The sequence below is a fragment of the Mesorhizobium sp. M1A.F.Ca.IN.020.04.1.1 genome (assembly GCF_003997315.1).
Lineage (GTDB): Bacteria > Pseudomonadota > Alphaproteobacteria > Rhizobiales > Rhizobiaceae > Mesorhizobium.
On record NZ_RZSN01000089.1, the window covers coordinates 1 to 23,724 of the forward strand.

Here is a 23,724-nt window from a genome sequence, read left to right on the forward strand (position 1 = left end):
CACCAACAATAGAGGGAACGACAATGAAATTCATGCTGACCGACAGAAAACTGCACCCGCGGGCAAAGCCGACCGCGGGTGATTTCAAGAAGGGCGCGATCAGCCGGCGCGAGTATCTGGCGCTTATGGCCGGCTTGGGCGTCAGCGCCGCCGGCGCGCTGGCGCTGGGCGGCCTTACTCCCTCGCCCGCTCGGGCCGAGGAGCCGAAGCGCGGCGGGGTCCTGCGCGTCGCCATGAACGTGAAGGGCTTCAAGGATCCGCGCACTTTCGATGGCGTCGAGATGTCGAATGTCGCGCGTCACTGCAACGAATATCTGGTGCGCTGGAAAACCGACTTCACCTTCGAGCCCTGGCTGCTCGAAAACTGGGAGACCAGCGACGACGCCAAGACGATCACGCTTCACGTGCGCAAAGGCATCACCTGGTCGAACGGCGACACTTTCAACGCCGACGACGTGATCCACAACCTCAACCGCTGGTGCGATGCCTCGGTCGCCGGCAATTCGGTCGCCGCGCGCATGGGTGCGCTGGTCAACGCCGACACCAAGAAGCCGGTCGACGGCGGCATCCAGAAAGTCGACGACTACACCGTCAAGCTCAACCTGCCAAAGTCCGACATCTCGCTGATCGCCGGCATGGCCGACTATCCGGCGCTAATCATGCACCGCTCCTATGAAGGCGATGCCGATCCGAAGAAGGCTTTGGCCATCACCACCGGCCCGTGCGAGTTGGTGAGTTGGGACGCCGAGACCGGTGCGGAGGTGAAGCGCAAGGACAAGTGGTGGAAGGGCGAGTTCTATCTCGACGGCATCAAGTGGGTCGACTACGGCTCCGATCCCAACGCCATGCTGTCGGCTTTCGAATCCGGCGAGATCGACACCGACCACGAGACCGCCTCGGACGCCGTGTCGCAGACCGAGCAGATGGGGCTCGAAAATTCCGAGATCGCGACCGGCTCGACCATCGTCGCGCGCTTCAATGTCGGCAACGCGCCCTATGACGACGTCAAGGTGCGCCGTGCCGCCCAGCTTGCCGTCGACAATGCGGCCGTGCTGAAGCTCGGCCTCGACGGCAGGGGCAAGCCCGCCGATAACCACCATGTCGGACCGATGCATCCCGAATTCGCCGATATCGGCCCGGCCGAGCGCGATGTCGACGCGGCGAAGAAGCTGTTGGCGGAATCCGGCAAGGCCGACCACGAATACGAGCTGATCTCGGTCGACATCGAATGGCAAAAGAGCACCGCCGACGCGATCGCCGCCCAGATCCGCGAGGCCGGCCTCAAGATCAAGCGCACCGTGCTGCCGGCTGCCACCTTCTGGAACGACTGGAGCAAGTTCCCCTACTCCTGCACCGAATGGCTCGGCCGCCCGCTCGGCGTCCAGGTGCTGGCGCTGGCCTATAAATCGGGCGCGGCCTGGAACGAAAGCGCTTATTCGAACAAGGAGTTCGACGAGCTTCTCGATAAAGCACTTGCGACCCCGGATGCCGCCCAGCGCAAGGAGATCATGGCCAAGATCGAGCAGAATTTGCGCGACTCCGGCATCATCATCCAGCCCTACTGGCGCTCGGTCTACCGCACCTACCGCAAGGGCGTGCATGGCTGCGAGCAGCACCAGGCGCTCGAGCAGCATTTCGAGACGGTTTGGCTCGAGTCCTGATTCCTCCCAGGACCGATCGCGACGATCTGGGCCTCAGCGGCGCCGTGCAGCGCTGCGCCCAGCATCCGGACAATGTCTGGGCGCTACACGGGCTGGTCGAATGCCTGAAGGGGCGCCGCGAGAGCGAGGAGCTGCCGGGCTTGCAGGCGAAACTTGCTTTGGCGCTGACCAAGGCGGACGTGCCGATCACATCGTCATGCCTCTGCCGCACGAGCGTGCGGGCAGACCACTGCTGTTGTCGCTGAAACAGCGGGCGGCCGCCCTCAAAGTGGAAGGCGGCCAGGCCGTTGCTAAGAGAAGATTTTCGCCAATTCGTCGACGCTGGTGCCTTCCTTGACTTGGCGCAGTTCGACATAGCTGACCGCGGTGGCAACGGAGAGCACCATCGAGACGACGGCCTGCACCACGGCGGCGCCCAGTTCGGCGAGGATCCCGCCGAAGAGAAGCAGCACCACCAGGATCCCCCACTGGATGACCATCGCGATGATGACCAGGACGAGGAAGAGGCCGAACAGCGACCAGCGATTGCCTTTGGTCAGCGCTCGGCTGCGCGACATCGAGCCGAATACGCCCAACCGCTCCTGGATGAGAACGGGAACCGACATCGACCAGCCGAGCCACAGGATGATGCCGGGAACGATCAGCGCGATCATAGCAAGCGCAGAGCCGATGCCGACGAGCAGGCCGATCGCAAGCGTCGGCAACAGGAAGCGGATGGCAATCTGCACGCTGTCGCCGAACGATGGCCGCCTTCCGTTCAGATCCTCGACTGTTGCCCGCACCAGCGACGACTGGAGCAGCAGCGTGAAGACGAAGGAAATCAATCCCGCGAGGATGCTGAGATAGGAGTTGCGCAGCACCGCGTTCGGATCCGCCATGGCACTCGGATCGCCATTCATCACCGCTTCCATCTGCGGTTGGGTCCATAACCTGATGAGCAGCGTCGGCAGGCCGGCAAACAAAAGCCCAAGCCCGACGCAGAGTCCTATGTTGCGCGTGATGACGGCAAAAGTGCTGTTGAACACCCTGCCGATTTCGAATCTGCCTGGTCGTCCCAATGTCGCAGTGGTCATGATAGCTTTCCCCCGAGCCGCTGCCGAATCCAATTCGGCAACTTCAAAGTAAATCTGCCAAGAACGGCGGGCCCCGTCCAGTGGACTTGCAATTGTTTCGGGTATTCCCGGTGTCAGCCAGAACCGCCGACTGCAGCAAAAGCTCACGGTCGCGCTCTGATTTGAGGCCAGGAAGGCGATTTTGCAGGACAGGCAGGCTCTCAGCGGGGGCTGCCGCTCACCAGCACTTCGGCCGGCCTCGCCAGCATCCCAGACTACGAGAATATCTCCGCCAGTTCATCGACGCCGGTGCCTTCCTTGACCTGGCGCAGTTCGACATAGCTGACGGCGGCTGCGACGGAACCCACCATCGAGCCGATGCTCTGGACCATGGCGGCCACGACGGCGGCGACGATGCCATGGAATAGATAAACGACCACTCCGGTTATGGATTGAATCACGAGCCCCATGATGACCAGGATCACGAAAAGGCCAAACAGAGCCCAGCGGCTGCCTTTGGTCAGGGCGCGGCTGCGCGACATCGAGCCGAAAACGCCCAAGCGCTCCTGAATGAGCACCGGTATTGCCACCGACCAGCCGAGCCCGAGGATAATCCCAGGCACCAGCAAGGCAATCGAGGCCGCGCCAACGCCGAGCGCTACAAGCAGACCTATGGCGACCGTGGGCAACAGGAAGCGGATCGCTGTTGCGATGGAATCGCCGAAAGTCGGCTTCTTGCCGTTCATGTCCTCGATCGCCACCCGGACGAGGCTCGACTGCAACAGAACCGCAAGAACGAGATAGAGTATTACAATGACCGCAATTCCAACGATGAAGCCGAGCTTGTGGTTCGTGATAGCCGCGGCGAAATTCGCCGGATTTCCAGGATGGGGATTTAGACGCACGAGCTGGGTGACCAGTTGCGGTAGTCCTGAAAACAGCGCCGCAAGACCAACGCAGAGTACAATATTACGACCGATCACGGAGAAAGTGTTGTTGAACACTCGGCCGATCTGATACTTCTCCTGCCGTACCAACGCGGCTGAAGTCATGACGCCCTCCCCTGCTTGGCCGCTCCACGCCAGCCTATCGCCCCAAAGCAAATCTGCCAGTATTGACGAGACGCGTCCAATCACTTGCAATTGTCCTGCGGTATTGCCAGTGTCGAACCCGTGGGTAGCAGGGGAGCGAGTTGGTGACAGCGGCACAGCCGGCCACAGCGGACGCCGAATGGCTGGCCAAGATGCACAAGCAGCTGCTGGCTGACGATTCGATCCAGTTTGACCTGCCGGGGCTGGTGCGGCCGGAGCCGCCGGAATGGCTGAAGCCTTTTCTGGAAGCCCTGGCAAAGCTAGGCCCTTACATGATCTATCTGTTCTGGGGCGCGGTGATCATCGGCGTCGCAATCATCGTGTTCCTGCTCGTGCTCGAGGCGAAGGGCATCGCCTGGCGGCTGCCGTGGCGGCGCGTGAGCAAGGAGGCGGAGGCGCAGGAGGAATGGCGCCCGGATGCCGGCGCGGCTCAGATCCTGCTCTCCGAAGCCGATGCGCTCGCCGCGCGCGGCGACTATGACGAGGCGGTGCATCTGCTGCTCCGGCGCAGCGTTGCCGACATCGCCAGCCGCCTGCCCGACTTCCTGCGCCCGTCGCTGACCGCGCGCGACATCGCCGCCGCAGGTTCCATCCCGTCTCGCCCCCGCGCTGCCTTCAGTGAGATCGCGCGCATCGTCGAGGCTGCCTTGTTCGCTCGCCGGCCGGTCGGCGCCGAGGGCTGGCAGCAGGCGCGCGGCGCCTATGAGCGCTTTGCCTTCCGGGATGCCTGGGCATGAGCGCGGAGGCGACAGAGGCACAAGAGCCGTTCAGCCGCAGGACGCTGTTCTGGGGCATCTTCGCCAGCCTGCTCGCGGCCGCCGGATTCTTCCTGCTCTCGACCTACGCTCCGGACTTTCGTCAGCCCGAGGGCGGCGCAACACCGCTCTCCAAGGGCGGCACCGGCTATGCCGGGCTCGTGGAATGGCTGAAGCTCACCAACGGGCAGGCGCCGCCCATGGCGCGCGGGGAGAAGGATCTGCAATCTCCCCTGGCATCCACATTCCTGCTGATCGTCACCATCGCGCCCAACAGCGACCCGGCGGCGCTTCAGCGCATCATCAAGCTCCGCTTGGGCAAGCACACGCTTTTCGTGCTGCCCAAATGGGTCACCTTTCCGCAGCCGGGCCAGGAGGGCTGGGAGACGAAAGTCGAGCGGCTGCCCGCAACGGCGGTCAACGACTGGCTCGGTCGCCTCGCCAAGGCCAAGCTCGGCGACGGCAAGCCATCGGTCGATCGGATCGATGTAGAGGGGCGCAAGATCGCCGTGCCCGAGGAGTTGCAATGGGTAGCCGACAATCATCCGCTGATTGCGGCGGGTGGCGGCAAGGCTGTTCTCACCGAACTCGACAGCGAACCCTTCTACATCCTGACCGATCCCGATCTCATCAACAACGCGGCGCTGAAGGATCCGCAAAAGGCGGCAGCGGCACTCGACATGATCGCCATGCTGGAGCCCGCCAAGGGCGCGGTTATGTTCGACCTGACGCTTCACGGCATCGGCCAGAACTACGATCTCGGCAAGCTCCTGGTCGAACCGCCCTTCCTGGCGCTGACGCTGTCGGTGCTGGTGGCGGCTGCCCTCGCCTTCCTGCACGGGCTCGGCCGCTTCGGGCCGCCACGCACCGAGGGTCGCGCCATCGCCTTCGGCAAGCAGGCGCTGGTCGACACCACGGCAATGCTCCTGAAGCGGGCAGGACGGCTGCAGGAACTCGGCGACCGCTATGCCGCGCTGATGCGCCAGCGCGCCGCCGCGCTGCTTGGCGCGCCGCACGGGCTGCAGGGTGAAGCGCTGGACCGCTGGCTGGATTCCCGCGACAAAAATGAGGCGAACGGCTTCACCGCACGGTTCAAGGCTGCGAACGGTTCCAACACATTGGCCGCAATGCATGAAGCAGCGGAAGAGCTGCATGACTGGACGGCAAGGAGGCTCGGTGAACGTCGATGAAGTGAAAGCCCTGGCGAGCGCGATCAGGGAAGAGGTGGCTAAAGCGATCACCGGGCAGCGCGACACGGTCGATCTGATGCTGACGGCGCTGTTCGCCGGCGGGCATATATTGCTCGAAGGTCCGCCCGGTACCGCAAAGACCATGACCGCGCGCTGCTTCGCGCAGGCGCTCGGCGTCGCCTATGGGCGCATCCAGTTCACGCCCGACCTGATGCCCGGCGACATCGTCGGCGCCAACATCTACAATTTCCAGACCGGCCAGTTCACGCTGACGCGCGGCCCGATTTTCTGCGATCTGCTGCTTGCCGACGAGATCAACCGCACGCCGCCGAAGACGCAGGCTGCACTGCTCGAAGCCATGCAGGAGCACGCTGTCACATTCGACGGCACGACCCATTCGCTCGGCAAGAATTTCATGGTGGTGGCGACGCAGAACCCGATCGAGCATCAAGGCGTCTATCCGCTCCCCGAGGCCCAGCTCGACCGCTTCCTGTTCAAGCACCGGGTCAGCTATCCGGACGCGCAGGAAGAACGTGCCATCATCATCCACCACGGCGGCGGCTCCGCCTCGCACAATATCGAGCAATACGGCATCAAGGCGCAGACCGACCGCAAGACGCTGGAGGCGGCGCTTGCCACAGTGGGCGCCGTCACGCTGGTCGACGACGTCGTCGGCTACATCGCGGCCCTTGTCCGCGGCACGCGCGAAAGCCCGGATCTGGAGGTCGGCGCCAGTCCTCGCGCCGGCGCCATGCTGGCGCGCGCGGCGCGAGCCCGGGCGGCGCTCGACGGCCGCAACTATGTCATCCCCGACGACGTCAAGGCTTTAGCCGTGCCGGCGCTGCGCCACCGCGTCATCCTCTCGCCGGCGGCGCAGATCGACGGACGGCTGGTCGAGCAGATCGTGTCCGACCTGGTCGACCAGACGGAAGCGCCGCGTTGATCTATCCGAGCGGCGGAGCGGTATGGGCGGCGGCGGCGGGAGCGATTCCCGCCTTCCTGATCGCGCTCGCGCTGCCGCATGTCTGGTATCTCGGGCTGCTCTGGATTTGCGCTTTGCTTGCCTTCTTGGCGGTCGACGCGGCGGCCGGGCGCGGACGCGCGTCGCTCAGCGCCACGCTCACCGCACCGCCGCAGGTCGGCGTCGGCGGACGTTTCACGCTGCACATCGCGGCCGGTCTCGGGGCGCGAACGCGCCGGCTGCAGGCGCGCGTCGGGCATGACCAGCGGCTGGCGCCGGTCAACGGCACGGGCGGCACACTGCCGGCAAATGGCGGCACGCTCGATCTCGAATTCGACGCCATTCGGCGCGGCATCGCCAGCTTCGATCGGCTGTGGCTGCGCTGGCAAGGGCCGTTCGGGCTGATCTGGAACCAGGCCGTGCTGCCGGTGGAGCGCAAGATAGCGGTGCTGCCCGATGTCAGCCGCGCCCGCGACGAGGCGATCACGCTGCTGCAGCGCTCCGCTCTTGCCGACGGCCATGCGCAGAAGCGCGCCGGCCAGGGCCGCGAGTTCGAGGCGCTGAAGGACTACCAGCCCGGCATGGGCCGGCGCATGATCGACTGGAAGCGCAGCGCCCGCCACGGCAAATTGCTTGCCCGCGAATTCCGCATCGAAGAGAACAACAACATCGTTCTAGCCATCGATAGCGGGCGGCTGATGTGCGAGCCGGTCGAGGGCGTGCCGAAGGTCGACCGGGCCGTGACGGCGGCGCTGTTGTCCGCCTTCATTGCGCTCAAGGGCGCCGACCTCGTCAGCCTGTTTTCTTTCGACGCCAGGCCGCGCGTTTCCAGCGGCGCCGTGCGCGGCTCGCCGAGCTTCACCATGATCCAGAAGCGCGCCGCCGAGATCGACTATTCGACCGAGGAGACCAATTTCACCCTGGCGCTGACGACGCTCGCCGCGAAGCTCGACCGGCGCTCACTGGTCATCGTTTTCACCGATTTCGTCGACCCGATCAGCGCCGAGCTGATGCTGCGCACCGTCGGGCGGCTGACCGAGCGGCATCTGGTGCTGTTCATGCTGATGAAGGATGTCGAGCTGGAGACTTTGGCCGATATGGCGCCTACCGCCCCGGAGGACGTGGCCCGCGCGGTCACCGCCGGCGACCTGCTCAGACAGCGGCAGGTGGTGATCGGACGCCTCAGGCTGCTCGGCGCGCATGTCATCGAGGCCGACCACCAGCGGCTCGGCCCGGCGCTGGTCGAGCGCTATATCCAGCTCAAGGAGGAAAACCTCTTATGACGCTGCCCGCCGGCACCGATGCCGTGCGCCAGTCGCTGGCAAGCTTCCGCCAGGAGCGCGAGGCCGACTGGAAGGCGTTCGAGGCACTGCTTGCCCGCGTCGAGAAGCGCGCGCCGCGCGCGCTGTCGGAAGAGGAGCTGCTGTCACTGCCCCTCCTCTACCGCTCGGCACTGTCCTCGCTTTCGGTGGCGCGAGCCACTTCGCTCGACAGCGCACTGATTGCTTACCTCGAAGCGCTCTGCCTGCGCGGCTATTTTTACCTCTATGGCGCGCGGCGATCCTTGAGAACGCGCATCGGCGACTTCTTCCTGCACGACTGGCCGGCGGCGATCCGCGACTTGTGGCGCGAGGTGTGGGCATCGGTCGCCTTGACGGTGATCGGCGCCATTGCCGGGTACTGGCTGGTCGCCTCCGACAAGCGCTGGTACGACGCCATCATCGCGCCGAGCCTCGCCGGTGGGCGCAATCCGGATTCGTCGGCCGAGATGCTGCGCAGCGTGCTTTATGGCGGCGGCGACCACTTTCTGTCGGGCTTCGCCGCTTATCTCTTCACCCACAACACGCAGCTGTCGATCCTGGCCTTCGCGCTCGGCTTCGCCTTCGCGGTGCCCAGCGTGCTGATCATCCTGATGAATGGCTGCATGCTCGGCGCCATCTTCCAGATCTATGCCGCCAAGGGGCTCGGTTTCGAGCTCGGCGGCTGGCTGTCGATCCACGGCACGACGGAGCTTTTCGCCATCGCCATCGCGGGCGCGGCCGGCATGCGCATCGGCACCAGCATCGCCTTTCCCGGCGAGCTGACGCGCATGGCCGCGGCCTCACGCGCGGGCCGCGTGGCGGCGACCGCGATGGTCGGCGTCGTCATGATGCTGCTGTTTGCCGGCCTGCTCGAAGGCATCGGCCGGCAGACGATCACAAGCGATATCGCCCGCTATTCGATCGGCGGCGGCATGCTGGCGTTCTGGATTTCTTATTTCTACCTGTTCCGGATGGTGCGGCATGGCAACGGCTAGGAATCCCGCCGCGCTGGTGCGCCCGCTGGTGACGCCGGAGGGCGTGGACCTGCGCGTCAAGCTGGCCGATGCCGGGACGCGGGCTTCGGGATTCCTGCTCGATGTGGTGATCATCGTCGTCGCCGCCGTCGCGGTCAGCCTTGTCGCGATCTTCGGCCTGGGCGGGCTCGGCGTGAAGGACGCCGAACCGCTGTTCATCGTCTGGATCATCTTCATCTTCCTGCTGCGCAACGTCTATTTCATCGCCTTCGAGGCGGGCCGGCGGGCGGCGACGCCCGGCAAGCGGATGGTCGGCGTCCGCGTCGCTTCGCGCAGCGGCGCCGGCCTCAGCCTCGACCAGGTCATCGCGCGCAACCTGATGCGCGAGATCGAGGTGTTCCTGCCGCTGTCGATCCTGGCGGCGCGCGGCAGCGCCGGTGTCGCCGACACGCTGTCGACCATCTTCGGGCTGGTGTGGGCGCTGCTGTTCTCGCTGTTCCCGCTCTTCAACCGCGACCGGCTGCGGATTGGCGACCTGCTCGCCGGAACCTGGGTGGTCGAGGCGCCGAAGGTGGCGCTGCTCGAGGATCTGTCGCTGCGCAAGGATCCGGTCGCGACCCGCTTCCAGTTCAGCGCCGCGCAGCTCGACGCCTATGGCATCGCCGAGCTGCACAAGCTGGAGGAAGTGCTGCGCCGCGACGACTATTTCGCGATGAAAGCGGTGGCGGAAACGATAGGCCGCAAGATCGGCGCCAGGGTCGAGCCGGTCGATTCACGGGCATTCCTCACCGCCTATTACGGCGAGCTGCGCGCGCACCTGGAGCGCAAGCTGCTGCTGGGCAATCGGAAGGCGGACAAGTACGCGCGGTAGATTGGAACTCTCAGTATGTCTGAAACAATCAGCCAAGCCGAGAGCGCCAGAATAGAAAGCGCCATTCAGGCAGCAGTTGCCGGGTCGTGGGAGGTTTTTGCAAAACTCACCGATGAACCGTTTCCAGACGATGCGTCGATGAGGGAGCAGTTCGAAGATTCCACTCCCCGACTGCAGCAGGCCGGAGGAAATTGGGAAATGAAATGGGGCATAGGCATCGTACCCGACGACGCGACGCGCGTGATCACAGCCATGATCAAAGCGCCGCCCACCGTGGATATTGTCCTCACGCTGCACAGCACGAGCGACCTGGACGACAGCACTATCAGTATCTGGACCTTCTTTCAGCAGCGAAATTGGGACGACTAGGCCCTCGCCCTACCCCACCCATTTTTCATAATCCGACACCAGAAGGTGAACCGGCGCCACATCCTCCTCGATGTTGGAGAAGCGGCCGATCGGATCGCGGAAGACGTTGTCGGTGAGGTCGTCATTGACGGTCGAGACCTCGCCGATCAGCACGTCCTTGCCCTCGGCCCAGAAGGCGTGCCAGACGCCCGGCAGCAGCGTCACGCTCTGGCCCGGGTCGAGCTTCAGGAGCCCGCCGGCGGGCAATCTGGTGATGGTGCCGTCGACCGGCACCGACACTTCGGCCTTCGGGTCGATGCCGCCGTCGCGGTCGTGCATGAACAGTTCCAGCACCAGCTTGCCGCCGCCGCGGTTGATGATGTCCTCGGCCTTGATGTTGTGGCGGTGCATGGGCGACAGCTGGTCCTTGCGCGAGATCATGATCTTCTCGGCGTAGAGCATGCCCATGCCGAGCTTCATGTCCGCGTAGCGGCCGTTGCGGACGGTAAAAAGGAAGAGACCAAGCTCATCGAACTTCTCCTGGCCGTAGTCGGTGATGTCCCAGCCGAGACGCGAGCTGAAAATGGCCGAAGAGTCCGCCTTGTGCGCCTTCATCTCTTCCGGCGACCAGTAGGCGAAGGGCGGCATGATGTAGCCGAACGAGCGGATGAAGGCGTCGGCTTCGCGGATGATGTCGTTGATTTTGGAGCGCTTCATGGTCGTTTTCCTTCCGGCCGCTGCCTGCTGAAATCTGCCAACCCGAATATCGCAATGCCGGTCCGCTGTCGACGCAAACTGACGGCTCTGGCCTCGTGACATCCGGCCCGATCAAGCCCATAACCCCAAGCGGTTTTTGATCGCGCATGTCTTCATTCCCGAAACCGGTTCCCACCTTCGGGAGACATGCTTTTGAACGGTGATCTTCATGGCAAGCATAGACGATCTCGACACGCCGGCGATCCTGATCGACGCGGCCCGCGCCGAAGCCAACATCGCAAAGGCGCAGGCGCATGCCGACCGCCACGGGCTGAAGCTCCGCCCGCACATCAAGACGCACAAGCTGCCCTACTGGGCGAAGAAGCAGGTCGCGGCTGGCGCGGTCGGCATAACCTGCCAGAAGATCGGCGAGGCCGAGGTGATGGCCGATGCCGGGCTTGAGGACATTTTCCTGCCCTACAACATTCTCGGCCGCGCCAAGCTGGAGCGGCTGAAGGCACTGCATGGCCGCGTCGCGCTGTCGGTCACGGCGGACAGCCACGAAACGCTGTCAGGGCTAGCCGCGACCTTCACCGATACCGGCCACCCGCTGCCGGTGCTGGTCGAATGCGACACCGGCATGGGGCGCTGCGGCGTGCAGAGCCCGGCCGAAGCGGTTGCACTGGCGAAAGTGATCGACCAGGCCAGAGGACTAACCTTCGGCGGGCTGATGACTTATCCGGCGGCGGGCCGCGCCGCCGAAGCCGAGGCGTGGCTGCGGAACGCGCGCGAGACGCTTGCGGCGGCCGGGCTCGAATGCCGGCGCATCTCCAGCGGAGGCACGCCGGACATGTGGCGCTCGGGCGAGGACAGCGTCGTCACCGAATACCGGCCCGGCACCTACATCTATCTCGACCGCTACCAGGTCGCCAAAGGCGTCGGCACGCTCGACGATTGCGCGCTGACGGTGCTGGCCACCGTGGTCAGCCACCCGACGCCCTCCCGCGCCATCCTCGACAGCGGCAGCAAGGCTTTGTCCTCCGATACGCTAGGACTGCCGGATTTCGGCGAGCTGCTCGGCGTGCCCAGCGCGCGAGTGACTGGACTGAGCGAGGAGCACGGCAACGTCACGCTTTCAGACGGCGGCGCCCTGCGCATTGGCGAGCGCGTGCGCGTGGTTCCCGATCATTGCTGCGTGGTGACGAATTTGTTCGACCAGGTGCATCTGATCGACGGCGACAAGGTGCTGGAAACGCTGCCAGTGGCGGCGCGGGGGAAGATGGCTTGAGGATCCTGAGACGCACGCAGATGTTTTAAGTTCGTCTAGGCTGGCGGGACAGCGCCCCCCGTGTCCTGCCGGACATCTCCCCCCCACTTTGGGGGGAGATTGGCGGCTCGGGCGTCGCGCCCTCCTCCAAACGCTGAAAGTTGCCGAAAGCAATCGCACCATCCTTGTGGGGGAGATGTCCGGCAGGACAGAGGGGGGCGAGAAGGAACGCGACAGACCGCTATTGGTCCGAAAATCTACTGCCGTTCCGCCTGCCGCGCCGCAACCCTGCGCATCGCGATCACGCGGCGCCTGAAAATCTCCGTGCGGATCGCCATCAGGTGCAGCGCGAAGAACAGCACGGTGAAGCCAAGCGCCATCACGGCGAGCGGCCACAGCATCGAAGGGTCGATGGTCGGGCCGCCGAGGCGGAAGACCGAGGCCGGCTGGTGCAGCGTGTTCCACCAATCGACCGAGAATTTGATGATCGGGATGTTGATGAAGCCGACCAGCGTGATGATGGCGGCGGCCCAGGCGGCGCGGCCGGCGTCGTCCAGTGCGCGGGTCAGCGCGATAATCCCAAGATACATGAGGAAAAGCACGAAGACCGAGGTCAGCCGAGCGTCCCACACCCACCAGGTGCCCCACATCGGCTTGCCCCAGATCGAGCCGGTGATCAGCGCGAGCGCGGTGAAGGTGGCGCCGATCGGAGCCGCTGCCTTCAGCGCCACGTCGGCCAGCGGGTGGCGCCAGACCAGCGTGCCGAGCGCCGAGATCGCCATGATGGTATAGCACATCATCGCAAGCCAGGCGAAAGGCACGTGGATGTACATGATGCGCACCGTGATGCCCTGCTGGAAATCCTCCGGCGCGGTGAAGCTCATATAGAGGCCGACGCCGAGCAGTATCGCCGCGGTCGCCGCGAGCCACGGAATAACCTTGTTGGCCAGCCCGACGAAGCGCGTCGGGTTGGCGAGATCGATCCAGCCGGCGAGGCGTGAGGTGGTGTCGCTCATGCCGATCTAAATAGACCGGCGATGCATCAGGGGCAATCGGACGGTTGTCGCACTCTCTCCTTCTCCCCTTGTGAGAGAAGGTGGATCGGCGCGCGAGCGCCGAGACGGATAGGGTGCGCGACGGAGTGAGACGCTGATCTTCCTGGAACACCTTCATCTGTCGCCTGCGGCGACACCTTGTCCCACAGGGAAGAAAGCTTACGCCGCTTCCGTCACCGGACGGCTGAGGCGACGGACCTCCTCGTCGTTGAGCAGGCCGCCGGCGCGCAGCAGGGCTGCGAAGCGGCCGTTGCGCAGCGACAGCTCGGTGAAGCCGCCGTATTCGACCACCTTGCCCTTGTCCATGAAGACGACCAAGTCGGCGTCGCGCACGGTGGTCAAGCGGTGGGCGATGATGAAGGTCGTGCGGTTGCGGCGCAGTTCGTCGATCGCTTCCTTGACTCGGTCCTCGGTCTCGACGTCGAGCGCGCTGGTCGCCTCGTCGAGCACCAGGATCGGCGCATCCTTCAGCACGGCGCGGGCGATGGCGATGCGCTGGCGCTCGCCGCCCGAGAGCTGGCCGCCGCGCTCGCCGACGACGGTGTCGTAGCCGCTGCTCTTGGCCAGGATGAAGTCCTGTGCGGCGGCGGCATTGGCGGCGGCGTGCACCTCGTCATTGCTCGCATCGGCGCGGCCGACCCGGATGTTATCCTCGATCGAGCGGTTGAGCAGGCCGGCGTCCTGGAAGACGGTGGCGATCGAGTGGCGCAGCGACTTGCGGGTCACCGTGCGAGTGTCGATGCCGTCGATCAGGATGCGGCCGCTGGACGGCGTGAACACGCGCTGCAGCAGGTTGATAAGCGTCGTCTTGCCGGCGCCGGTCGGGCCGACGATGGCGACGGTCTTGCCGGCCGGCACCTCGAACGAGACATTCTCGATACCATGGCCCGAATTCGCGAACTCGAAGCTGACGTCCTCGAAGCGCACACGGCCGGTGACGTTGGTCAACTCGCGCAGGCCGTCCGGCTCGGCGGTTTCGGCGGCCGAGTCCTCGAGGCGATAGAAATCCTCGAGCTTGGCGCGGGCCTCGGAAATCTGCGTCGTGAAGGCCGACATCTGGTCGAGACGGGCGATCAGCATTCCGGCAAAGCCGGTGAAGGCGACGACGTCTCCGACACGGAGCTGGCCACGGGTGACGAGATAAGCCCCAATCGAGAGCACGATCATCATCGAGATGGTCGACGACAGGCGGTTCAGCGCATTGGCGATAGCCCACCAGTCGAGCACCGGGTTCTGCGCGTCGAGCAGGTCCTTGACGTAGCGCTTCAGCGTCGCGGTCTCATGGCCGATGCGGTTATAGCTCTGCAGCACGGCGACGTTGCTGACGCTGTCGGTCACATGGGCAAAGACGGTGTGGTAGTGGCGCTCGACGGCGGTCTGCCCCGACTTGGTACGGCGCATGACGATACGGCCGATTCCGACGTAGAGCACGCCGAGGCCCAGCAGCACGATTGACATGCGGATGTCCATGGAAAGCGCGGTCGGCACCAGCAGCACCAGCGCAATGGCCGTCGAGAGATGCACGCGCATGAATTCGAGCCACAGGCTGAACAGGGTTTCGACGGCGCGCAGCAGCGTGTGCAGCGAATTGGACGTGCCGCGCTGGTGGTGCCAGGCGAGCGGCATGGTGATGACGCGCTCGAAGGACTGGCACAGCACTTCCGAACGCCGGGCATGGGCGAAGCGGTCGGCGCCGCGCGACACCAGCACGAAAGCTATGACATTGAAGACACCGAGAGCGGCCCAGACGGCGAGCGTCGAAAACACCGGACCTTTTTCGGAAATGGCGCCGATCACCCGGCCCAAAAGGATCGGCTCGAGAATGGCGATCGCGGCAAGCGCGACGTTGGCGCCGCAGATCAGCGCGACGCGCTTCTTGTCCGCAGCCAGATAACTCAGCGCTCTAAAGTAGATCTGCAGAAGTGACACTTCAGCTACTCCGCCAAACTCTTGTCTGTGCTCAATGTCGGTATTGTGCGCCGCACCATTTTTTGACACGTACCGGTTTATGTGTCGCGAAACAATGCGTCGTCTATCCCTTCCGTTCCCATTTAGCGAACAAAAGATGACGACGGTGCGAAATCTGACGTGATCACCTAACGGTTTGAGATAAAAGGTGAAATGTCAGCCTTGCGGCAAAACAATGGCACCTGCCCAGCGCTGCCACATTTTTAATCACTTGGCGCTTGCTTAGCCGTGCCTGAAGCAGCGTGGGCGCACGCTGCCCGGCCCATTGGGCAAAGTAAAACGCCAAGCTCGGCCGCGCATCCCGAGAGATGCGCGGCCTGCAAGGCAAACCGTTGATCCTACGCAGGTATCTTGACGACGACGTCGGTCATCTCGCCGGCCTTCGGTTCGAAAGACCATGATTTGGTCTTCGAACCATTGACTTCAAGCGCGATCGACTTGGTCTTTTTGTCGCGGATGACGCGAACCTTGATTTCGCCGCCGAACATCTTGAGTGTGGCGGCGTAGCCATCCCAGTGGCCGGGCAGCTTCGGCCTAAACGTGATCTGCTTGCCGCGCCGCTCGATGCCGAGGATTCCTTCCACCGCGGCCCGGTAGAGCCAGCCGGCCGACCCCGTGTACCAGGTCCAGCCGCCGCGGCCGCCTTTTCCTTCGCCGGCGTAGATGTCCGCCGCCACGACGTAAGGCTCGACGCGGTAATGCTCGGCCGCCGCCTCGTCCGAGGCGTGGTTGACCGGGTTCAGCATCGAGAAGCAGCGATAGGCCTCGTCGGTGCGTCCCATCTCGGCCAGCGCGATGACGAACCAGGTGGCGGCATGGGTGTACTGGCCGCCGTTCTCGCGCACGCCCGGCGGGTAGCTCTTGATATAGCCGGGATCCTTGTCGCTGTTCGAGAAGGGCGGCGTGAACAGCTTGACGATCTTGTGCTTGTCGTCGACGAGCATCTTCGTCGCCTGCTCCATGGCCGTGGTCGAGCGGGCAGGATCCCCCTCGCCCGACAGCACGCTCCAGGACTGGGCGATGGAGTCGATCTTGCATTCGTCCGAATTGCGGGAGCCGAGCGGGCTGCCGTCGTCGAAGCTGCCGCGCCGGTACCACTGGCCGTCCCAGGCCGTGCTCTCCAGCGCCCGCTTCAGCAGGTCCGCGTGCTTCGTCCAGGCCTGTGCCCGCTTGCCATCGCTCTGTCCCTTGGCGATGGGGGCGAAGTCATCCAGCGTCTTCAGCAGGAACCAGCCTAGCCAGACGCTTTCGCCCTTGCCGCCCTCGCCGACACGGTTCATGCCGTCGTTCCAGTCGCCGCCGAGGATCAGCGGCAGGCCGGCCGGGCTGCTGCGCTTGATGGCCAGATCGAGCGCCCGCGCGCAGTGCTCGTAAAGCGAGGCTGTGGTCTTGGTGATCTCGGGCGTGAAGAAGGCGTCGTGCTCCCCCTCGCCAAGCTCCTGCCCGTCGATGAACGGTATCTGCTCCTTGAGGATGGCGGCATCGCCCGTCACCTCGATGTAGCGGGCCGTCGCGTGCGCCAGCCACACGACATCGTCCGAGATCATGGTGCGCACGCCGGCATCGGTGCGGGGCAGCCACCAGTGCTGCACGTCGCCCTCCTGGAACTGCCGGCGGGCGGCGTTGAGAATCTGGTCGCGCGCCAGCTTCGGATCATGCGCCAGCAAGGCCAGCGTATCCTGCAACTGGTCGCGGAAGCCGAAGGCGCCGCTCGCCTGGTAGAAGGCCGACCGCGCGCGGATGCGGCAGGCCAGGCTCTGGTAGGGCAGCCAGTGGTTGACCATGGCGTTGAGCGCCTTGTCCGGCGTTTCGACCTGAATGGTGTCGAGGAAGCCGCGCCAGACGCGCTCATTGTCGGCCAGACGCCGGTCGAAATCCTTGTCCCTGTGGGTCTGGACCAGGGCGCTCGCCTCGGCGGCCGTGGCGGCGTCGCCAAGCAGCCAGAACAGCGTCACGTCGCCGCCGGCCGGGATGTCGATGTCGCTGGCGATCACCGCGCACGGATCGTCGCCTGCCTCGACGCGGCCGGACAAAGCAACTCCGCCAAGCACGGCCTGCGGATATTCGGTCGTGCCGTGCCTGCCGACGAACTCGCCGCGGTCGGCGGTCACCGAATGAACAGGCACCGTCGCGGCGAGGAAAGCCACCCGCTCGCCGAAGTCGAGCCCGTAGGGGTTCTGCGCAAGCATGGCGCCCGTCGCGGCGTCCCTGGTCGGCACGATGGTTGCCGCCGTGCGCGAGCGATGGCCGCCGAGCACCCACTCGGCATAGGCATAGACGCGCAGCCTTGCCGGCGCGGGGCCGGCATTCTGGATGCGCAGCCGGGTGATCTTCACCGGATCCACCGGGTCGACGACCTGCGTCAGATCCATCGACAGCGGCCCGCGCTTCGAGCGGAAGGTCGAGAACCCCTGCCCGTGCCAGGTCTCGTAGGTCATCGAGGGATCGCGCACCACCGCGGCCATCGGCGAGAACGCCTTGCCGCTCAACTGGTCGTAGATATAGAAGCCCTCGCCCGGCCGGTTCGACACCGGGTCGTTCGACCACGGCGTCAACTGGTAGTCGCGGCTGTTGCGGCTCCAGGTGAAGCCGGCGCCCTCGGCAGAGACGTGGAAGCCGAAGGAAGCGTTGGAGATGACGTTGATCCAGGGCTGCGGCGTCACACGACGGCCGGTCAGCCGCGTCACGTAGTGGCGGCCGTCGCCGTCGAAGCCGCCAAAGCCGTTCCAGAGGCTGAGGCCGGTGCCGTCGGCGGCAATATCGGCTCCCCCCTCGCTTGCCCGCGTCGGCTCAGGCAAAGGCGGCGACGGCTGGCGGGCCGGAACGCCTTCCGCCTGCTGCAAAGCGTCGCGAGCCTGCAATGCCGCCGTTTCGGCCCGCTCGAGCTGGTCGAAGATGGTGCCGTTGCGGGTGTGGAGCGCAACACGCGCGACCGACAGTAGGGTCTTGTAGGTCGGCTCGTCCATCAGGTCGCGGCGCACGGCGAAGATGTGCTGACGCGGGCCAAGCTCGCGACCACGCAGGCGGCTGTTCTCGCACAGCGTCTCCACTGCGCGCTGCAGGTCCTGCACGTAGGAGGATGCCTGCTCGTTGACGACGACGAAGTCGATCATCATGCCGCGGGCGCGCATGTATTCCTGGAAGCGCAGCGCCTGGGCGACGATCTCGAGATCGGCGACGTCGCCGATGCGCACCAGGAAGATCGGGAAATCGCCGGAGATGCTGGTCGGCCAGAGGCTCGATTGGCGGCCGAGGCCCGAGGCGATGGAGTCGGCGGGCAGACGCAGGAACGGATCGGGATAGATCAGGTAACGCGCCAGCTTCTGCACATTGGCGGCATCGGTCAGGCTGAGGCCGAGATGGCGCGTCTGCACCTGGCTGCGCGTCCAGGCGAGCATCGCCTGGCGGGCGAAGCTCTCCTGATGGTCGAGGCGGCCGATCGCCTCGTCGAGCTCGCCCCGGTTGGCGCCGACGACGGTCCAGAAGGTCAGCGAGATCTTCTTGTTGGCCGGCACGCGCACCTGGCGGCGAAGTGCCGCCACCGGGTCGAGCGTGAAGCCGTGGCTGCCGGAGAGCCGGGCGCCGGGGTCGAAGGCGGCAGCGTCGGCGATGGTGCGGCCACGGCCGATGAAGGCGCGGCGATCGGTCTCGGCCTCGGCGTCGCGCGAGGGACCCGACGGATCGGTGACGAAATGCACCATGGTTAGGTCGGGCTCGTTCTTTTCGCGCTTGCGCCTGGTGGCGAAGATCGCGCCGTTGTTAGCGGAGATCTCGGTCTCGACGAACATCTTCGAGAACGCCGGATGGGCGTTGTCGGAGGCTTCGTTGCCCAGCACCAGCTCCGCAAAGGACGTCACCTCGATGTGCCGGTCGGTGGGGCCGTCATTGTAAAGCGTGACGCGCCGGCCTTCGCCGTTCCCTTCGGAGATGACGATGCACTCGACCTCCGAACGCAGCGAGCCGATCGATTTGGTAAAGCTCGCCTTGTCGTCGGCAAACAGCGTCTGCACGCGCTCGCCCTCGGCGCGCTTCGGCTCGGCGGTGGCCGACCACCAGTCGCCGGTCGCGGTGTCGCGCAAGAAGATATAGGAGCCGAGACGGTCTTCGCTCGGGTCCGGCTGCCAACGGGTGATGGCAAGCTCGCCGAAGCGGCTGTAGCCGGAGCCGGTGGCGGTGACCATGACCGAGTAACGGCCATTCGACATGACGTTGGTCGCGCGCAGCGCCTTGATCGGGTCAAGGATGATGCGGCTGTCCGGGCTCTCGGTCTCGGTCTCGTCCTTGGAGCGCTCGTCGGCCTCGGTCCTGACGGTGGCGGTCGGGATGTCGCGCGGCGCCTTCTCCTGCAAGAGGAGTTCGGCCGACTCAATCACCGGATCGCTGTGGAAGCGTTCGCGCAGCCGACCCTCGAAGATGGCGTCCGCCACGGCGGCGATCGACATGCCGGAATGGTGGGCCATGTAGTTCTGGACGACGGCATGGTCGGTGCCTTCCGGCACGCGCTGCGGCGTGAAGTCGACCGCATCGTAAAAGCCGTGCCGGCCGAGCGCGCCGATCGCGCGCAGCCGCATCAGGTTCTGCACCGCCTCACGCGGATTGAACTGCGCCGCCAGGATGGTGGCGTAAGGCGCGATCACGGTGTTCTGGCCGAGACCACGCTTCAGGCCGAGGCCGGGCACGCCGAAGTTGGTGTACTGGTAGGTGAGCTCGCGGTCGCGGGCATTGTAGGCCGCTTCCGAGATGCCCCAGGGCACGTTCTTCGAGCGCGCATACTGGATCTGGCGCTTGATGATGAGCTTGCTGGTCTGGTTGAGGATCGAGCCCTGCGGCTCCTTCATCACCAGCGGCGGCATCAGGTACTCGAACATCGAGCCCGACCAGGACATCAGCGCGCCCTTGAAACCGATCTCGACAATCGGCCTGCCGAGCCGGAACCAGTGCTCGGTCGGCAAGTCGCCCTTGGCGATGCCGAACAGGCTGGTCAGCCGCGCCTCGGAGGCGAGCAAGTCGTAGCAGCTCTCGTCGAGCTGGTGCTCCTCGACGCGATAGCCAATCGACAGGAGCTTGCGCTCCTGCCGCATCAGGAAGGAAAAATCCATCTCGAAGGCGTAGCGGCGGCAGCGCCCGCGCAGCGCGAGCAGCTTGGTGCGGAGCGCCGAGACCGCGCTTTCGTCATTGTGCGAATCGTGCACATGCGCCTCGCAGGTCGCCTCCAGCCTGGCCGCCCAGTCGGCGATGACGTCGCTCTTGGGCGACGCCGCCTCGACGTGGATGGCCGTGGCGAGCTTGCGGATCTCGCCGGCCAGCACCGCGAGATTGATCGTGCGGATCGAGGCCATCTCGGGCTGCGCCTTGATGGTCATCACTGCCCGGCGCATGCCGTCGAGGCGGTCGGCAAGACGCTGGCGCAGCGGCCGCAGCTGGCGGCGGTCGTCGGGCAGTTCCTCCAGGCTCTCGTCGAGGATGGTGACGGTGTCGAGGATGCCCTCGAAATCGCCCTGCAGGTGGACGGAAGGCGCCTCGGCCCATTCGGCGCAGGCCGCGGCCACGGCGACCAGATGGCCGGCGAGATTGCCGCTGTCGACCGCCGAGATATAGAGCGGATAAAGCGGCTTCAGCGTCGTCGTGTCGTACCAATTGTAGAGATGCCCGCGATCGCGCGGCATGTTCTCGATGGTCGTCATCGTGGCGTCGATGCGGGTGATGGCATCCGACAGGCTGATCCAGCCGAAGTCGCGCGCCGACACCACCGAGAGCAGGTAGACGCCGATGTTGGTCGGCGAGGTACGCGGCGCCACCACCGGGGCCGGGCTTTCCTGGAAATTGTCGGGCGGCAGATGGTGATGCTCGGCCTTCACGAAGGTCTCGAAATAATGCCAGGTGCGACGCGCCACGGTGCGCAGCGCATGGATGTCAGCGGCGGAAATGCGCAGCCTGTCCTCGGTCTCGGCCGAGCGGCTGATCCAGCAGGCGACGGCGGGCGAGCCGATCCAGAAAATCGCGAAGAAGAAGGCGACGAACGCGCCGGTGGAATCGGCCAGCACCGGAATGGCAAGGCCGACGACGCCGATGATCACGGCGCCATACATCATGCTGTAATAGGCGCCGAGATCGCTGCCGCCGGTCTTGTGCGCCTGCGAGGCGGTGCGCCACTCCAGAAGGTTCTGGCGGCTGACGAAGAGCCGGTAAAGAGTGCGGACGATGGCATCGCCCATCATCCAGGCAAGGTGCGCCATCAAAAGCACCTTCAGCGCCACCAGCGCGGTGCCGAACACAGTGTCGCGCGCCAGCGCCGAGAAATGGCCGCGCGGCGTCTGGTCGCCGCTCTTCGGCAGGATGCCGTTGACGATGTCGAAAGTCGGGGCCATGAACAGGCTGAGGATCATCAGCGCCTGCCACTGCGCGGCCTGCGTGAACGGCAGCAGCGTCCAGCCGGCGATACAGGCCATCACCCAGAAGATCGGGGTCACCGAGCGGCGGAGGTTATCGACCATCTTCCAGCGCGACAGTGCCGGAACGCCAGAGCGCGGATCGAACATGAAGCCGAGCAATTGCCAGTCGCCGCGCGCCCAGCGGTGGTGGCGTGAGGCGTCGACCGAGTAGCGGGTCGGATAGTCCTCGACCAGTTCGACATCGGTGACGAGCGCGGCGCGCGCCAGGGCGCCTTCGAGCAAATCGTGGCTGAGGATGGTGTTTTCCTCGATGCGGCCCTTCAGCGCCGTTTCGAAGGCGTCGATATGGTAGAGGCCCTTGCCGGTGAAAGTGCCGTCGCCGAAGACGTCCTGATAGACGTCGGACACGGCAAAGACGTACGGGTCAAGACCGCGATTGGCCGAGAAGACGCGCTGGAAGAAGGAGGCATCGTCGCCGCTGGTGAGCGAGGCGGTGATGCGCGGCTGCAGGATGGTGTAGCCGGCTGTGACGACGCGCTTTGCCGGATCGAAATGCGGACGGTTGAGCGGATGCGCGAGCTTGCCGACAAGGCTCGAGACGGCGTCGCGGGTGGTGCGCGTATCGGCGTCGAGCGTCATCACATAGGTGACTTTGTCCGGCAGCGGCACATCGAGCGGCAGGAAGGTGGTATCGCTGTCGCCGCGCAGCAGAAGGTTGAGCTCGTGCAGCTTGCCGCGCTTGCGTTCCCAGCCCATCCAGCAGCCCTGGGCCTGATTGTAGAGCCGGCGGCGATGCAGAAGATAGAAGCGCGGAGCGCCTTCCGACGGGTAGCGGGCGTTCAGCCTGGCGATCTCGTCGCGGGCATATTGCAGGATCTCGATGTCGGCTGCGTCGATTTCGGTCTTGGAATCAGGCCAGTCGGACAAAAGCGCGAAATGGATCTCTTCTGCCGTGTTGGCGAGATGATGCACCTCGATGTTGCGGATGTTTTCCTCGACGTCGTCGCGCGACCCGATGAGCGAAGGCACGACGACCAGCGTGCGCGCTGAGGTGGGGATGCCGTGCTTGTAGTCATAGCCGACTAGCCGCGTCGGCTTGAGGAAGAGCGCCACGACGGTGTTGAAGAAGGCCAACGCGCCTTCGCTCGCCGGCACCGCGAACAAAGCCAGCATCAGCGTGATCGCCCCCGCCGAGAGGCCGAGATTGGCAAGCGCGTTGCCGGACAGCACAAGCAGGAGCACCGTCAGCAGGAAGACCGGCACGACGATGCCGAGCCAGCCGGTGGCGGCAAAGGCGCGCTTGAAAGTCACATAGAAGGGAGCCCGGTAGCCGATCGCCTGTTCCAGCTCCGGCCGACGCGGTCCGACCAGGAAGAAGCCGACATCGGTATGCACGGAGGGGTCGGCAGTTTCCGGCACGCCGGACGCATCGGTGACCCCAGGCATGTGGCCTGCAAGCTCGATCGCCGTTTCGGCGACGCGGAATTCGGAAAGGTCGGAGCGGCGCGCAAGCTGCTCGATCGCGGTGCGATACTGATCGCGCGAGAAGAAATCGAGCGCGGCGAAATCGGTCTTCTCGCGCAGCAGCGTGTCGATGCGGCTGACGCCCTCGAACCAGACCGTCCAGTCGACGTCGTTGATGAGGCGCAGGCCGCGGATGATATTGCCGGTGGTGACGTTGCCGCTGGACAGCGTCTGATGCTCGGAGATGATGATCTCCTCGGCGTCAGAGCCGGTCTTCTCGAGCTCGCCCTCCAGCCATTCCAACGCGCGGCCGGCGTTCTGCGAACCGTCACGCAGGCGATAAAGGAGCTGGGTGGCGAAAGTGGTATCCTGCGCATGCGCGGCGTAGCTCGACAGGATCCTGGTCCGGTCGGCATTGTCGTCGGTCGCCAACACCCGGTCGGCGACCTCGTTGGCGATCTGGCGCATCTCTCTGGTACGGTTGACGCGCACTGCGATGCGTCGGAGGTTTTCGATCAGCACGAACCGCAGCAGCGACGGCAGCGCCCAGAGCTCGCCGATCTTCAGCGGCTCGACCGATTGAAAGCCCTCGACGATGGCCTTGAACATGGTCGCCGAGACGGCGCTGTCGGAATGCTCGACATAGCTCCAGGCGACGACGAAGGCGCGCGGCAACGC

At 65.1% G+C, this 23,724-nt stretch carries 15 protein-coding genes and 1 pseudogene; 10 read left to right on the forward strand and 6 right to left on the reverse strand.

What is annotated here, in order from left to right:
* Positions 1-23 precede the first annotated feature (23 nt).
* Positions 24-1,661 carry an ABC transporter substrate-binding protein gene (locus EOA49_RS18460; protein WP_127243283.1) on the forward strand — a complete coding sequence of 546 codons (1,638 nt, stop codon included), beginning with the start codon at positions 24-26 and terminating at the stop codon, positions 1,659-1,661.
* A 17-nt stretch (positions 1,662-1,678) separates the two neighbouring features.
* Positions 1,679-1,906 (forward strand): annotated as a pseudogene (locus tag EOA49_RS18465) (hypothetical protein); the annotation flags it as partial.
* A 45-nt stretch (positions 1,907-1,951) separates the two neighbouring features.
* Here EOA49_RS18465 and EOA49_RS18470 read toward each other — a convergent pair.
* Together EOA49_RS18470 and EOA49_RS18475 are read right to left on the reverse strand one after the other, a co-directional pair.
* Positions 1,952-2,734 carry a hypothetical protein gene (locus EOA49_RS18470; RefSeq protein ID WP_127242126.1) on the reverse strand — a complete coding sequence of 261 codons (783 nt, stop codon included), beginning with the start codon at positions 2,732-2,734 and terminating at the stop codon, positions 1,952-1,954.
* A 254-nt stretch (positions 2,735-2,988) separates the two neighbouring features.
* On the reverse strand, positions 2,989-3,765 hold the full coding sequence (locus EOA49_RS18475; RefSeq protein WP_127242127.1) for a hypothetical protein: 777 nt from the start codon (positions 3,763-3,765) through the stop codon (positions 2,989-2,991).
* Positions 3,766-3,908: 143 nt separating this feature from the next.
* Between EOA49_RS18475 and EOA49_RS18480 the strand changes: the two genes are divergently transcribed.
* The 7 genes from EOA49_RS18480 to EOA49_RS18510 are packed head-to-tail and all read left to right on the forward strand — an operon-like array spanning position 3,909 to position 10,225.
* Positions 3,909-4,541, forward strand: a complete 633-nt coding sequence (locus EOA49_RS18480; protein ID WP_067330190.1) for a DUF4129 domain-containing protein — start codon at positions 3,909-3,911, stop codon at positions 4,539-4,541.
* Entirely contained in the window at positions 4,538-5,749 is a 1,212-nt protein-coding gene (locus EOA49_RS18485) for a DUF4350 domain-containing protein (protein ID WP_127243284.1), read from the forward strand. Before EOA49_RS18480 ends, EOA49_RS18485 begins: the two co-directional genes overlap by 4 nt.
* Positions 5,736-6,692, forward strand: coding sequence for a MoxR family ATPase (locus EOA49_RS18490; protein WP_067000979.1), 957 nt, complete (start codon positions 5,736-5,738; stop codon positions 6,690-6,692). Before EOA49_RS18485 ends, EOA49_RS18490 begins: the two co-directional genes overlap by 14 nt.
* Positions 6,689-7,993 carry a DUF58 domain-containing protein gene (locus EOA49_RS18495; protein WP_127242034.1) on the forward strand — a complete coding sequence of 435 codons (1,305 nt, stop codon included), beginning with the start codon at positions 6,689-6,691 and terminating at the stop codon, positions 7,991-7,993. The genes EOA49_RS18490 and EOA49_RS18495 overlap by 4 nt, the downstream gene beginning before the upstream one ends.
* Positions 7,990-9,006 (forward strand): stage II sporulation protein M, encoded by a 1,017-nt coding sequence (locus EOA49_RS18500; RefSeq protein ID WP_127243285.1) that lies wholly within the window; start codon positions 7,990-7,992, stop codon positions 9,004-9,006. Before EOA49_RS18495 ends, EOA49_RS18500 begins: the two co-directional genes overlap by 4 nt.
* Positions 8,993-9,856, forward strand: a complete 864-nt coding sequence (locus tag EOA49_RS18505) for an RDD family protein (RefSeq protein WP_067329877.1) — start codon at positions 8,993-8,995, stop codon at positions 9,854-9,856. Before EOA49_RS18500 ends, EOA49_RS18505 begins: the two co-directional genes overlap by 14 nt.
* A gap of 15 nt (positions 9,857-9,871) precedes the next feature.
* Positions 9,872-10,225, forward strand: coding sequence for a hypothetical protein (locus EOA49_RS18510; protein WP_127243286.1), 354 nt, complete (start codon positions 9,872-9,874; stop codon positions 10,223-10,225).
* A 9-nt stretch (positions 10,226-10,234) separates the two neighbouring features.
* Here EOA49_RS18510 and EOA49_RS18515 read toward each other — a convergent pair whose 3' ends face one another.
* The gene (locus tag EOA49_RS18515) at positions 10,235-10,921 is read right to left on the reverse strand and encodes a D-lyxose/D-mannose family sugar isomerase (protein ID WP_067329872.1); all 687 of its coding nucleotides are present in this window, start codon (positions 10,919-10,921) and stop codon (positions 10,235-10,237) included.
* 208 nt (positions 10,922-11,129) lie between these two features.
* Between EOA49_RS18515 and EOA49_RS18520 the strand changes: the two genes are divergently transcribed.
* Complete coding sequence (locus EOA49_RS18520; protein WP_095824866.1) at positions 11,130-12,188, forward strand: D-TA family PLP-dependent enzyme; 1,059 nt, start codon at positions 11,130-11,132, stop codon at positions 12,186-12,188.
* A gap of 236 nt (positions 12,189-12,424) precedes the next feature.
* Here the strand turns inward: EOA49_RS18520 and EOA49_RS18525 are convergent, their stop codons facing one another.
* From EOA49_RS18525 to EOA49_RS18535, 3 genes are all read right to left on the reverse strand, one after another.
* On the reverse strand, positions 12,425-13,183 hold the full coding sequence (locus tag EOA49_RS18525) for a heme ABC transporter permease (RefSeq protein WP_095824767.1): 759 nt from the start codon (positions 13,181-13,183) through the stop codon (positions 12,425-12,427).
* A 198-nt stretch (positions 13,184-13,381) separates the two neighbouring features.
* The gene (locus EOA49_RS18530) at positions 13,382-15,151 is read right to left on the reverse strand and encodes a glucan ABC transporter ATP-binding protein/ permease (protein ID WP_067000546.1); all 1,770 of its coding nucleotides are present in this window, start codon (positions 15,149-15,151) and stop codon (positions 13,382-13,384) included.
* A 377-nt stretch (positions 15,152-15,528) separates the two neighbouring features.
* Positions 15,529-23,721 (reverse strand): glucoamylase family protein, encoded by an 8,193-nt coding sequence (locus EOA49_RS18535; protein ID WP_245460717.1) that lies wholly within the window; start codon positions 23,719-23,721, stop codon positions 15,529-15,531.
* Between the last annotated feature and the right edge of the window lie 3 nt (positions 23,722-23,724).

What these genes read in the sequence shown, in the direction of transcription:
- EOA49_RS18460 (WP_127243283.1), top strand. Translation starts at nt 24, where the DNA reads ATGAAATTCATGCTGACCGACAGAAAACTGCACCCGCGGGCAAAGCCG.
- EOA49_RS18470 (WP_127242126.1), bottom strand. Translation starts at nt 2,734, where the DNA reads ATGACCACTGCGACATTGGGACGACCAGGCAGATTCGAAATCGGCAGG.
- EOA49_RS18475 (WP_127242127.1), bottom strand. Translation starts at nt 3,765, where the DNA reads ATGACTTCAGCCGCGTTGGTACGGCAGGAGAAGTATCAGATCGGCCGA.
- EOA49_RS18485 (WP_127243284.1), top strand. Translation starts at nt 4,538, where the DNA reads ATGAGCGCGGAGGCGACAGAGGCACAAGAGCCGTTCAGCCGCAGGACG.
- EOA49_RS18500 (WP_127243285.1), top strand. Translation starts at nt 7,990, where the DNA reads ATGACGCTGCCCGCCGGCACCGATGCCGTGCGCCAGTCGCTGGCAAGC.
- EOA49_RS18505 (WP_067329877.1), top strand. Translation starts at nt 8,993, where the DNA reads ATGGCAACGGCTAGGAATCCCGCCGCGCTGGTGCGCCCGCTGGTGACG.
- EOA49_RS18510 (WP_127243286.1), top strand. Translation starts at nt 9,872, where the DNA reads ATGTCTGAAACAATCAGCCAAGCCGAGAGCGCCAGAATAGAAAGCGCC.
- EOA49_RS18515 (WP_067329872.1), bottom strand. Translation starts at nt 10,921, where the DNA reads ATGAAGCGCTCCAAAATCAACGACATCATCCGCGAAGCCGACGCCTTC.
- EOA49_RS18520 (WP_095824866.1), top strand. Translation starts at nt 11,130, where the DNA reads ATGGCAAGCATAGACGATCTCGACACGCCGGCGATCCTGATCGACGCG.
- EOA49_RS18525 (WP_095824767.1), bottom strand. Translation starts at nt 13,183, where the DNA reads ATGAGCGACACCACCTCACGCCTCGCCGGCTGGATCGATCTCGCCAAC.